14 protein-coding genes, 1 tRNA gene and 1 rRNA gene are annotated in these 12,546 nt (G+C 46.4%); 14 read left to right on the plus strand and 2 right to left on the minus strand.

Features of this window, described 5'->3' with window-relative positions:
- The 12 genes from rrf to AC1TPC_RS26325 all read left to right on the plus strand — a co-directional run.
- Positions 1–85, plus strand: a 5S ribosomal RNA gene (rrf, locus tag AC1TPC_RS26270); the annotation flags it as partial.
- 86 nt (positions 86–171) lie between these two features.
- On the plus strand, positions 172–1,371 hold the full coding sequence (locus tag AC1TPC_RS26275; RefSeq protein ID WP_482069677.1) for a GNAT family N-acetyltransferase: 1,200 nt from the start codon (positions 172–174) through the stop codon (positions 1,369–1,371).
- A 145-nt stretch (positions 1,372–1,516) separates the two neighbouring features.
- A complete protein-coding gene (gene guaB, locus AC1TPC_RS26280; protein WP_482069678.1) occupies positions 1,517–2,974 on the plus strand; it encodes an IMP dehydrogenase in 1,458 nt (485 codons plus the stop codon).
- 189 nt (positions 2,975–3,163) lie between these two features.
- A complete protein-coding gene (locus tag AC1TPC_RS26285) occupies positions 3,164–4,453 on the plus strand; it encodes a D-alanyl-D-alanine carboxypeptidase family protein (RefSeq protein WP_482069690.1) in 1,290 nt (429 codons plus the stop codon).
- Between the two features lie 129 nt (positions 4,454–4,582).
- Positions 4,583–5,464, plus strand: a complete 882-nt coding sequence (pdxS, locus tag AC1TPC_RS26290) for a pyridoxal 5'-phosphate synthase lyase subunit PdxS (protein ID WP_482069679.1) — start codon at positions 4,583–4,585, stop codon at positions 5,462–5,464.
- A gap of 77 nt (positions 5,465–5,541) precedes the next feature.
- Positions 5,542–6,126, plus strand: a complete 585-nt coding sequence (pdxT, locus tag AC1TPC_RS26295; protein WP_482069680.1) for a pyridoxal 5'-phosphate synthase glutaminase subunit PdxT — start codon at positions 5,542–5,544, stop codon at positions 6,124–6,126.
- A gap of 50 nt (positions 6,127–6,176) precedes the next feature.
- Positions 6,177–7,463: a serine--tRNA ligase gene (gene serS / locus AC1TPC_RS26300; RefSeq protein WP_482069681.1), complete on the plus strand. Its 1,287-nt coding sequence runs from the start codon at positions 6,177–6,179 to the stop codon at positions 7,461–7,463.
- Positions 7,464–7,548: 85 nt separating this feature from the next.
- A tRNA-Ser gene (locus AC1TPC_RS26305) sits at positions 7,549–7,637 on the plus strand.
- A 125-nt stretch (positions 7,638–7,762) separates the two neighbouring features.
- Entirely contained in the window at positions 7,763–8,110 is a 348-nt protein-coding gene (locus AC1TPC_RS26310; protein WP_482069682.1) for a hypothetical protein, read from the plus strand.
- 15 nt (positions 8,111–8,125) lie between these two features.
- A complete protein-coding gene (locus AC1TPC_RS26315; RefSeq protein ID WP_482069683.1) occupies positions 8,126–8,302 on the plus strand; it encodes a hypothetical protein in 177 nt (58 codons plus the stop codon).
- 20 nt (positions 8,303–8,322) lie between these two features.
- Entirely contained in the window at positions 8,323–8,475 is a 153-nt protein-coding gene (locus tag AC1TPC_RS26320) for a small acid-soluble spore protein P (RefSeq protein ID WP_482069684.1), read from the plus strand.
- A gap of 141 nt (positions 8,476–8,616) precedes the next feature.
- A complete protein-coding gene (locus AC1TPC_RS26325; protein ID WP_482069685.1) occupies positions 8,617–9,681 on the plus strand; it encodes a hypothetical protein in 1,065 nt (354 codons plus the stop codon).
- A 102-nt stretch (positions 9,682–9,783) separates the two neighbouring features.
- Here the strand turns inward: AC1TPC_RS26325 and AC1TPC_RS26330 are convergent, their stop codons facing one another.
- Positions 9,784–10,140, minus strand: a complete 357-nt coding sequence (locus AC1TPC_RS26330) for a DUF4870 domain-containing protein (protein ID WP_482069686.1) — start codon at positions 10,138–10,140, stop codon at positions 9,784–9,786.
- A gap of 213 nt (positions 10,141–10,353) precedes the next feature.
- On the opposite strand from AC1TPC_RS26330, the gene AC1TPC_RS26335 reads away from it, so the two are divergent.
- On the plus strand, positions 10,354–10,686 hold the full coding sequence (locus AC1TPC_RS26335) for a PadR family transcriptional regulator (RefSeq protein ID WP_482069687.1): 333 nt from the start codon (positions 10,354–10,356) through the stop codon (positions 10,684–10,686).
- Positions 10,683–12,032 carry an FtsW/RodA/SpoVE family cell cycle protein gene (locus AC1TPC_RS26340; RefSeq protein ID WP_482069688.1) on the plus strand — a complete coding sequence of 450 codons (1,350 nt, stop codon included), beginning with the start codon at positions 10,683–10,685 and terminating at the stop codon, positions 12,030–12,032. The genes AC1TPC_RS26335 and AC1TPC_RS26340 overlap by 4 nt, the downstream gene beginning before the upstream one ends.
- Before the next feature lie 61 nt (positions 12,033–12,093).
- On the opposite strand, the gene AC1TPC_RS26345 is transcribed toward AC1TPC_RS26340, so the two are convergent.
- Entirely contained in the window at positions 12,094–12,423 is a 330-nt protein-coding gene (locus tag AC1TPC_RS26345) for a hypothetical protein (RefSeq protein WP_482069689.1), read from the minus strand.
- Between the last annotated feature and the right edge of the window lie 123 nt (positions 12,424–12,546).

Below are 12,546 nucleotides of genomic sequence, written 5' to 3' on the forward strand. Positions count from 1 at the left end.
TCCCATACCGAACACGACCGTTAAGCCCTCCAGCGCCAATGGTACTTAGACCGCAGGGTCTTGGGAGAGTAGGACGTCGCCAAGCACGAGAGACCTATCGCATGTGATGCGATAGGTCTTTTTGTTGTTTTTACGGTATGATAAGGAGATAGGGAAAAGGAGGGTATGAAAATGGCTAAAGCAATTGAAATTAAGCATATGGGTACAGAACAATTTAACGACAGCATGGCATTAATGCAATTTGCCTTCCAATATGAGTTTTCGGCTGATGCTCTTGAGAAAACAAGAGAACATTTTATGAGTGAGCCTGCTGTATATTATGCCTCCTTCGTAGATCAGAGGTTCGCTGCACAAGCCATAGTCCTTGATCTGCAAACGTATATTGGAGGAAAAGCATTTCCCATGGGCGGCGTTGCAGGCGTAGCGACATGGCCAGAGTATAGAAGGCAGGGCTTAGTATCTAAGATGCTTGTGCTCGCTTTAAAGGATATGAAGGAAAAAGGACAGCTTATTTCCATGCTCAGCCCCTTCGCTTTTGGCTTTTATCGTAAGTTTGGCTGGGAGATTTACACCGAACATAAAGCTTACACCATAAAGACTGAGCTGCTTCCGGCTAGAATTGCGAATGAAGGGCATATGGAGCGGTTTAGCGGAAGCGGAAATTACAGCTTGCTTAGCGATATTTATGAAGCTTATGCATCAAAATATAACGGATCACTCAAGCGTACCGAGCTGTGGTGGAACAATCGCGTCAGCAGGAAAAAGCCGGGTCAAATCGCTCTTTATCACGATAAGAGCGGAGAGCCGATGGGCTACATCATCTATGAAGTGAAAAATAAGCGGCTAACCGTCCATGAGTTTATATATTTAAATGAAGAGACGAGGGCAGCCTTGTGGTCATTTATTGCGCAGCATGACTCGATGATTAACGAAGTGTACATTACGGTGCCTTCTGATGACAAGCTTCCTTATCTACTTAGCAATCCTAAAATTCAGCAGGAAGTTGTACCTTATTTTATGGCACGAATAGTAGATGCTGAGGCGTTCATTCGTCGCTATGATTTTGAAATCGCTGTGAATAACGATGATATCCCGATCGAGATCACCGACGAGCATGCGCCTTGGAATAATGGGTACTATTTGCTTGAAATAGCTCAAAATGGAACGGCTGCGCTCCAACGATTGGATGATAATCAAAGAATTGATGGAGCTATTAAAGTGGATATTGGTACTTTTACTTCCTTGCTGCTAGGGTACCTTAGACCGATGCAATTATCCCAATTGGGGCGTATTGAAGGAGATATAGCTTCGATTAAACGCTTACACGATCGTATTCCCGAACGAATAACGTATTTACCTGATTTTTTCTAAAGAAATAGCATGCTTGGCTTGTCCCAAATACAGTATAAAGTGGTTATAACAAAGCCGTTTGTCAGCCTTGACAGCCTATACCCCCTCTGCTAATATTGCAATAATATATGTGAGACGTACTTAAAATTAAGGGAGGAACATACTCGTGTGGGAAACGAAATTCGCCAAAGAAGGGCTAACGTTTGACGACGTCCTGCTTATTCCGCGCAAATCAGAAGTGCTGCCTAGAGAAGTTGACATCTCGATTCGATTAAGCGAGAACATTAAGCTAAACATTCCGCTCATAAGCGCAGGTATGGACACCGTTACAGAAGCCGCATTGGCGATTGCAATAGCGCGTGAGGGTGGTATTGGCATTATTCATAAGAACATGTCGATTGCACAGCAAGCGGAGGAAGTAGACCGTGTTAAACGTTCGGAGAGCGGTGTAATCACAAATCCGTTTTCGCTAACCCCTGAGCACCATGTTTATGACGCAGAAGAGCTGATGGGAAAATATCGCATTTCGGGTGTGCCGATTGTTGATCCAGACAAGAAGCTTGTCGGTATTTTGACAAACCGTGATTTGCGTTTCGTACATGACTATTCCATTAAAATAAATGAAGTGATGACTCGCGACAATCTCGTTACAGCACCTGTGGGTACGACTTTGCAGGAAGCGGAAGTGCTTCTGCAGAAGCATAAGATCGAGAAGCTGCCGCTTATCGATGAGTCTAACACGCTTAAAGGGCTTATTACAATTAAAGACATCGAGAAAGCGATCCAGTTCCCGAATGCGGCGAAGGATCAGCACGGACGGTTGCTTTGCGGAGCAGCAGTCGGTATCTCGAAAGACACGATGGACCGTGCAGAAGCATTGGTACAATCGGGTATTGATGTTCTAGTCGTCGATTCGGCACACGGACACCATATCAACATTTTAGATGCGGTTCGCAAGCTTCGCGCTACTTATCCTGATCTTACGATAATCGCAGGCAACGTTGCTACAGGCGATGCTACACGCGATCTTATCGAAGCAGGCGCATCTGTTGTTAAAGTAGGGATCGGACCTGGTTCGATCTGTACGACTCGTGTTATTGCGGGTATCGGCGTACCACAAATTACTGCGATCTATGACTGTGCAACGGTTGCTCGCGAATACAATATTCCGGTTATTGCAGACGGCGGTATTAAATATTCAGGAGACATTACGAAAGCAATCGCATCTGGAGCAAGCGCAATTATGATCGGAAGCTTGTTCGCAGGTACGGCTGAGAGCCCGGGCGAAACTGAAATTTTCCAAGGGCGCAGCTTTAAAGTATATCGTGGTATGGGCTCGCTTGGCGCAATGAAGGAAGGAAGCAAGGACCGTTACTTCCAAGAGAACGAGAATAAGCTTGTTCCGGAAGGTATTGAAGGTCGCGTTCCTTACAAAGGACCGCTTGCTGACACCGTTCATCAATTGCTTGGCGGCTTGCGTTCAGGTATGGGCTATTGCGGCACAGCGTCTCTGGACGAGCTTAAGAACGATACGCAATTCGTTCGTATTACGGGATCAGGTCTTCGTGAAAGTCATCCGCATGATGTGCAAATTACGAAGGAAGCTCCTAACTACTCTCTATAAGTTTAAAAGCATAAGCTTCTTTTTAAACCAGGCAGGAAATGGCGATTCAATCGCTTTTCTTGTCTGGTTTTTTTATGAAGGATTACTCATTCTTTCAGTGCCTGCTAGAGGTTTAATTGTTAGGGTTCGATATGTTACAATTAACAACGGACAAACCAAGTGGGAAAAGGGGAGACGACGTTGAAGGAAATGGTAAGACCGGTTCGGTTAAAGTCGGTCATCGCTGCAAGTTTGGCGGTTTGGATGGTAATGCTGTCGCTTGGTTCTGCGGTGGCGATGGCAAATGGATATCAAGGAAGACCCAGTACGGAAAATTCTTTAGGCTTACAGGTCAAAGCAGCTATTTTAATTGACGCGGATTCCGGTCAAGTATTGTATGAGGTTAATGCAGAGGAACCGCTTCCTGCCGCAAGTATGACCAAGCTAATGACGGAATATATCGTTCTTGAGGAAATATCGAATGAGCGACTATCATGGGAGGATGTCGTGACGACTAGCGCAGAAGCAGCGTCTACCCCTCCGGATGGATCATCTGTATTTCTAGCACAAGGCGATCAACATACGGTTAGAGATTTATATAAAGCTATGGCAGTAGGCTCCGCTAATGATGCAACGATTGCGCTTGCTTCGCAAATTGCGGGAAGCGAGCAAGGCTTTGTCACTAAAATGAATGAAGTAGCCGATCAGCTCGGCCTTAAAACAGCTATTTTCACAAGCGCAACGGGTCTTTCGGATACAACAGTCATATCTGCGTCCGATATGGCCAAGCTTGCACAAATTATTTTGAGCACGCATCCCGAGTTTTTGGAGTACTCGAAGCTGCAGGAATATAAATTCCGCGAGCGCGACGATGAGCCGATCGTCAATATTAACTGGATGCTCGGGACGAACACGAATCAAACAGGCCTTAAGCATTTAGCTTATCAAGGCGTTGACGGGATGAAAACAGGCTTTATCAATTCAGCCGGCTACAACTTTACGGGTACCGTGAAGCAAGGCGAGCAGCGTTTTATTAGCGTCGTTATGGATACAGCGACCAAATCTGCCCGTTTTAACGAAACGGCGAAGATGTACAACTATGGCTTCAGCACGTTTGAGAAAAAGACGGTGCTTCCGCCAAAATCCGTGGTAGAAACAGTGAAAACAGTTAAGATTAAGAAGGGTAAAAAGAAAACCCTGCCTGTTGTGACAGAGAAGGATATTACGTTCATGGTTAAGAAGGGTGCAGAGCCTAAGATCGAGGTTGTTGACAGCAAAGTGAAGTCAGAAGCTGAGCTTGTCGCACCAATTCCGGTGGGCACCGTTGTAGGTACAGTAACGTACAAGTACACCGATGCGGAAACGAAGCAAGAGCTGAAGAAAACCGTGAATCTGATTACGACGGAAGATGGGCAAAAGGCTGGCTGGTTCCGCTTGATGTTCCGTGCAATTGGAGATTTTTTCGCTGGTTTGTTTAACGGAATCGTCAATCTGTTCTAATCCAAGCAGGAAACAAGGAAATTAAGTAAATCAAGGCTTGTCGATTAATCTTGGTTCCTGTAAAATCAATGGTTAGAACAACTTCGGTAATATACATTTATAATGGATGACAATAGGAGGATTTGTAACATGGAAACAGGTACATCGCGCGTAAAACGCGGCATGGCAGAAATGCAAAAAGGCGGCGTCATTATGGACGTTATGAGCGCCGAGCAAGCGAAGGTAGCAGAAGCAGCAGGAGCAACAGCGGTAATGGCGCTTGAGCGCGTCCCTTCTGAAATTCGTGCAGCAGGCGGAGTAGCTCGTATGGCTGACCCGACAATTGTAGAAGAAGTAATGAAGGTTGTTTCGATTCCCGTAATGGCAAAGGCTCGTATCGGCCACTATGTAGAAGCTAAAGTACTTGAATCAATGGGCGTTGATTATATCGACGAGAGCGAAGTACTTACGCCGGCTGATGAAGTGTTCCATATTAGCAAGCAAGAATTTACAATTCCGTTCGTATGCGGAGCCAAAGATCTTGGCGAAGCACTGCGCCGTATTCAAGAAGGAGCAGCAATGCTTCGCACGAAGGGTGAGCCGGGAACGGGCAACATCGTTGAAGCGGTTCGTCACCTTCGCTTGATCAACGGACAAATTCGCAAAATCCAAGGCTTGTCGAAGGACGAGCTTTACCACGAAGCTAAAATCCTCGGCGTAGCTTATGATTTGCTGCTTGGTGTTCATGAGACAGGCAAGCTTCCAGTCGTTAACTTCGCAGCGGGCGGAGTAGCAACTCCATCCGATGCAGCTTTGATGATGCATCTTGGCGCAGACGGCGTATTCGTTGGATCGGGTATTTTCACATCGGAGAACCCAGAGAAGTTCGCTCGTGCAATCGTTGAAGCGACTACACACTACCAGGATTACAAGCTTATTGCGGAAGTATCGAAAAACTTGGGAGCACCGATGAAGGGTATCGAAATTTCCAAGCTTAACGCTGCTGAGCGTATGCAAGACCGCGGTATCTAATAGATGTAATATGCAGGTGCCGGCTTAGCGCTTATAGCGCTGCCGGCCCTTGCCCGTAAAGGAAGGCGAGTAGAGCGATGAAGATAGGTGTTCTTGCGCTTCAAGGCGCAGTGGCAGAGCATATACGAAGCTTAGAAGCGGCGGGCGCAGAGGCGGTCGCCGTTAAGCGGGTTGAGGAGCTTGATGAGCTGCAAGGGCTTGTCATCCCTGGCGGCGAGAGCACGACAATCGGCAAGCTGATGCGGAAATACGGTTTTATGGAAGCTATCGCAGATTTCTCTGCACAAGGCAAGCCTTTGTTTGGTACTTGTGCAGGTCTTATCGTATTGGCTGACGAGATCGAAGGCCAAGAAGATGCACATTTGCGCCTCATGGACATGACGGTTGCGCGGAATGCATTCGGACGCCAGCAGGAAAGCTTCGAGACGGATTTATCGGTTAAAGGTATCGATGAGCCCGTTCGGGCCGTATTTATTCGTGCACCGCTGATCAAAAAAGTTGGATCTGATGTAGAAGTGCTTTCAACGTATAAAGATGAGATCGTAACGGCAAGGCAGGGACATCTTCTTGCAGTTTCCTATCACCCAGAGCTGACGGATGACTATAGGCTGCATGCATACTTCGTCGATATGGTGAAGGAAGCAGCCACAGGCAAGGAATAGAGCTTTTACAAAAAAAAAAATCACTCCCTTCAGAGAGGGGCTTTTGAGACGTGCTGGATGTGAAGTTGTTAAGAAACGAATTTGAGAAGGTTGAGACAGCGCTGCAAAATCGCGGAGCTTCGCTTGATCTCATTGCAAAATTTCCTGTGCTCGATACAAGGCGCCGTGATCTTATCCAAGAGACGGAGAACTTGAAGAGCCGCCGGAATACGGTTTCGCAGGAAGTCGCTAAGCTCAAAAGAACAGGCGAGGACGCAGAATCGCTCATCATTGAGATGAGAGAGGTTGGCGACCGCATTAAAGAGCTGGACGATGAGCTTCGCGAGCTGGATGTTCAGGTGATAGAGCTAACGCAAGCGATTCCGAACATTCCTAGCGATAGCGTGCCAATCGGCAAGTCGGAGGAAGATAATGTAGAGGCTCGCAAACACGGCGATGTGCCGAGCTTTGCATTTGAGCCTAAGCCGCATTGGGAGATTGCTCAGTCGCTTGGTATTCTAGACTTCGAACGCGCTGCGAAGGTAACAGGCTCGCGCTTTACTTTCTATCGCGGCTTGGGTGCGCGTCTAGAGCGCGCGCTTATTAGCTTTATGATGGACTTGCATAGCGACAAGCACGGTTATGAAGAGATTCTGCCGCCATATATTGTCAATCGCGACAGCTTGATTGGTACGGGACAGCTTCCTAAGTTCGAAGAGGATTTGTTCAAAATCGCTGATTCGGATTATTTCCTTATTCCGACGGCTGAGGTTCCGGTTACGAACCTGCATCGCGAGGAGATTTTGCCGGCGGAAGAGCTTCCGAAGTACTTTGTGGCTTACAGCTCATGCTTCCGTTCGGAGGCGGGCTCGGCAGGACGCGATACGCGCGGCTTGATTCGTCAGCATCAGTTCAATAAGGTTGAGCTGATCAAATTGACGAAGCCAGAGGATTCCTATGATGAGCTTGAGAAAATGACCGCTAACGCCGAGAAGGTGCTGCAGCTGTTAGGATTGCCGTATCGTGTTCTGACGCTTTGTACGGGCGATATGGGCTTCACAGCGGCCAAAACGTATGACCTTGAGGTGTGGCTGCCAAGCGCGGGTACGTACCGTGAAATTTCGTCATGCTCGAATGTGGAGGATTTTCAAGCGCGCCGTGCCGGCATCCGTTTCCGCAGAGACTTGAAGAGCAAGCCGGAGTTCGTGCATACGCTAAACGGATCGGGCCTTGCCATCGGTCGTACTTTTGCGGCGATCATCGAAAATTTCCAGCAAGCAAACGGATCGGTAACGATTCCAGAAGTACTGCGTCCGTATATGGGCGGTATCAGCTCGATCGAGGCTGCTAAGCTTTAAAAAAATATTTTTGCCATATGGCCAAAATATAGTTGCATCTTTATTTTGGCCTGTGGTACAATATTTCTTGTGACAATTGAATGATGGAGAGATACCGAAGCGGTCATAACGGGGCAGTCTTGAAAACTGTTAGAGCGCAAGCTCACGTGGGTTCGAGTCCCACTCTCTCCTCCATATTTTTCTTAGCTGCATATGAACAAGCCCAGACGCTCAGCGTTTGGGCTTTTTTTGTACGTTAACTCCCCGTATAAAATGAAGTCGCGATTCGCATGTTATACGGTGTGGAGGTGCTTTAATTAATGGGCAAATCAGATGAGCTGCAAATGAATCAGGAAAACTTAGCAGATGCTTGGCGGCAAACCTTGCCGGAGACGCTAAATAGTGCTGATCGCTGCAAGGTGCTGCCGGATGAAGCCGATTCGAAATCGCTGCGCATAACGATCGATACGGCTGGCCATCAAATGTATTCGCTTGATTTTAAAGTTACTTATGTAGACAGCCGCGAAGTGAAGGTCGCGTTTATTGACGTAGAGAAGGATAAGATCAATGTCGATGAACGTGGGGACGTCATTCAAGAGCTTATACTGGATTACACCAGACATTTGCATGAATGTGCACAAGCGCTGCAACGCTTGACGCATGCATAGAGGAGACCATCACTTATGACGAAAGCAAAAGGAACCGCCGATAAAAACTTATCGAATGTCGTGGATGCTCTAGAAGTAGAGCCGGTCAACAGCCATCAGGCACAGCAGCTGCAGCAGGATAAGAACGACAGGCGTCATCAGGATGCGTTGAATCATGATCAGCCTGCGAATATGGAGCATCAAAAGAGTTGACTTGAAGGAGTGATTCTATAATGTCTAAGCCAGACAGCATGCCTGTGCCGGATAGCAATCCGCAAGGCAACAATAAGGCAAACCGCGATAACGGCGGGCAGCAGGAGCCATTATCCGGCTCTAAGAAAACGAAGCAGCATAATCATGTGAGCCATAATAACCCGCAGGGGTAAATCAGAATCAGTCAAAGATGAATAGATCAAATGTCCCGTTTCAGCATGCTGAAACGGGATTTTTTGGAGATAACTTCTAAAAGGGGCTTTTATAGTATAGAATGGAGGTGCTTATAAAAAGATAGGGGAGGAAATTTTTAAATGAAAAAGGTACAGAAAATAGCGGTTCTCTTGTTAGCCGTTATTTTGGTTGTGATCGCAGGCTGCAGCTCGGGTAAGCCACCGAAGGAAGCGTTGCAAACGGCTATGGCAAAGATTACAGAGGCGGACTCATATGCAGTTAAAATGTCCTTTGGTTTAGATGAGCTGGAAATTCCGCAGGATGCAGCGCTGCAAGGCGACGCAGCAGCCACAGCAGCGATCGTCGGCATGATTAAAGATGCGACGATAACAGTGGATGCTGTTTACCAGAAGAAGCCGCTGCGTACGGATATGAATATGGAGATCGTGCTGCCGGGCGACATGGAAATGAAGCTGACGGTACCGATGATTTTGACAGAAGAAATGCTGTATGTAAAAATACCGCAAATTCCGATGCTGCCTCTGCCGGAGACGGTGACAGACAAGTTCATCAAAATTGATCTCAAGGAGCTTGCAGAGCAGCAGGGCGCCGCTGGTGCGCTTGATCTTGCAACTCAGCAGAAGCTAGGGAAAGAAATTAGCGAAGTGCTGCTGAAGCATTTTGATGAGAAAACATACTTTAGTGAGCCTAAAGCGGGGGAAGCTGGTCTGCCAGAGGGTTTAAAAGCGGATCAAATCATTTCTTTTGAAATCAATGAGGGCAATTACCAGAAAACGGTGGATACCGTTGTGAACCAAGTCTTGCCTGAAGTGCTTGACGTGCTGCTTAAAAACGAAGCATCTTTAAAATCGCTGAACTTGGAGAAGGCTAACGTTGAGAAGATGAAGGCGGACCTTGAGACAAACAAAGCGGATATCGTTAACTCACTCAAAAATGTTGTCAAAGCGAAGACACTTAAAGTAACAGCTGCAATTTCTGACGGGTACCTTTCCTACCAAGCCGGCAAAATCAATGTTGAAGCATCCGATAAAGAGAGCGGACAAAATATGAAGCTTGGTCTTCATTATGACGTTACTTATTCGGATATCAACAAGGCGCCGAGCTTCAAGAATGAAATTCCGACAGACGCCATCACGCTAGATGAGCTGACACAGATGTTTCAAGCGCCAACAACTGGACTGTAAATAGTCTAAGGCTGCTCCTGCACGCGCTGCGGAAGAAATATGCTTCACAGCTGCCCAAATAGAAAAGGCGCCGGAACCTGTTGGTTCCGGCGCCTTTCTGTCTTATTTGAAGAAACGAATCGTCAACGGGTAACGGTAGCCGTTCCCTTCGGATGCGCGGATGGAGCCAATGATCGTAAATACAAGCCAGAAAATAAACAAAAGCGGTGTGGTGACAAAACCGATGAGTACAAAAATGAGCAGGCTGGAAATGATGGTGTAGATGGCATTGCTGATTTGAAAATTAAGTGATTCCTTGCCGTGCATATCCACATAGCTGGATTGGTCTTTCTTCATAAGCCAGATGACAAGCGGTCCGATGATGTTGCCGAACGGAATGATGATCCCACTGAAAGCGAGCAGATGGCAGAGCATACCGTACGTTTTTTCTTCTTTATGCAGCCCGAATGGTTGATTCATTTTGTTGCCTCCCTTTTGATGAGAACAGCTGATTAAAGTAACTTATGTACTTATACGTTTGTGGGGCTGAAGGATATGCATAAATATATCAGCGAATAGATGAATTGACAATCTTTTCTTTAAGGGAGGTTGAAATCTTCAGGAGACCAGTATATACTTTTATACATAGATATTCGATGCATAGTAAGTCGATACTAATTGGGGGAGGAAGCCATGAAGATTAATAAGGAGCTTATGAAGGGCAGCACCGTTATTTTAATTTTAACGCTGCTTGAACGTAAGGAAATGTACGGCTATGAAATGACCAAGGAAATTGAACGCAGCTCCAGCGGCGTATTTACCTTCAAGGAAGGCACGCTTTATCCGATTTTGCATACGCTCGAGGTTGAGCAGCTGGTGGAATCGTATTGGAATGAGGAAGGCGGCCGCAAACGCAAATATTATCGCCTTACTGAGCGTGGAAAGGGACAGCTGGAGGAGAAGAAGCAGGAGTGGACGCTGTTTCGAACGACGGTGGACCGTGTGATCGGGGAGGGCCATGCATGAGCAAGGACAGCATTCAGCAAGAGTCGGTTGATCAATACATAAAGCAAGTGTGCGGGCATGTGAAAGCTAGAGATGTGCATCCTGATATTCAGCTTGAGATTACGAGTCATCTAGACGAGTTGGTGGAAGACAAGCTTGGCGAAGGGTTGTCAGTGGAGGAGGCAACTCGCCAGGCGCTGGCGCAAATGGGTGATCCAGACCAAATCGGCAAGCAGCTGCATGCGGCTCATAAGCCGGTGATGGAGTGGGGACTAGCAGCCATTGTTGCGATTATGGTTGGCATTGGGCTGCTTGCTATGTATGCGATGCAATTTGCTTATAGTGAACAAAGTACAGCTCAATTCTTTCTTAAAAAAGTATTGTATACAGCGATAGGTGTTCTACTCGTCATTGGTATTTATTTCATGGATTATCGAAAATGGAGAAAGTACTCATGGTATCTCTACAGTGGTACTATATTGCTGATGGCAGCCTGTAATGTAATCGGTACTGAGATTAATGGTATGAAACGCTGGATAGCGATTGGGGCGCATACCTTTGATGTCTATGGCGTTTCTCCTTATTTGTTTATGATTGCTTTTGCCGGAATGCTGATGGACCTGAAGACGGAGAGGACAGAGGTAATTATAAAGTCATTGCACTTTGGCAAAATGATTCTTTTATATGTGTTCGTACCTACGTTTTTGTATAGCCAAGCTCACTCCTTTCATGATTTCATCGTTTATGGCTTCGGGTTAATGATATTGATGCTGTATGTTGCTAAGAAATACAAAGTGTTCTTAGTAAGCTTGGCTTCATTAGTGGCCATCGGAATAACGTTGTTAAAGCTCAGTCCTTTTCGTTATCAAGCTGTATGGAATAGATACACTGCCCTCCTGAACCCAAATGCATCTGATGACTCGCTCTATGTAACACATCGATCAATAGAGGCCATACTATCAGGCGGAATGTGGGGACAAGGATTTGGCGCGAAAAATACAATGATTCCATTTGTTCAAAGTGAAATGATTTTCACCTATTTGATATATAGTCTTGGCTGGGTGTTTGGTTTCAGCATAGTGGTATTAACGCTAATACTGATTGGCAAAGCATTTAGCGTTGCAAGAATGCTCAAGGATCCTTACGCCAGAGGCCTTGTCGTTGGTTTATTTTCAGTTATAAGTATGCATTTCGGATGGAATATACTCATGTCGTTGGGCCTTCTGCCCATAACGGCAATGACTATGCCATTCGTCTCCTATGGCGGAACAAACGGCATTCTCGAACTAATGGCGATGGGATTGATCCTGAGCGTACACAGGAGAAGGAATATGATTAGCCGGTTAAATAGCGAGGCTCGTGCTTAAACCATAAGAGAGGGCTATCCTCCTGTAGAAAATTCTACGGTGGGATAGCCCTCTTTGGTGATTAGAAGCTGCCCGGAGCGGGCGGGTATGGCGGATTGACGTGCTGATCTTTCTTGGATGCAGCAATGAATAGAAATACGGCCGTCGTAAGGTGCATGATCATGCCGAGAATTGGAATCCAAGCCAGTACCGATGTAACGATACCAAGAATGCTGCCCACGATCGGTTTATTATGCTGGGAGCAAAACACAAGCGTCACGATGTGAAGAACAAGCGCTGCGAACAACAGGGTGTATCCAGAGAATATGACCAACGCGCCCCCCAGTACGGGAAAGCCTAAAATAGCTTCAATTATGGCAGTAACTAATAGCAGCGTACTTGCAGCCTTCATTTTTATTCCTCCCACTATAAAGTAATGTTTTCTCCTGTTTTCTCACTCATTCTTAGATTTACAACTTTGACACCTTAGAGGTGAGGGAGAAATGTTGGTATAAATCATATTTTTCTGCAAAAA

The sequence above is a fragment of the Paenibacillus sp. Y280 genome, assembly GCF_056786335.1.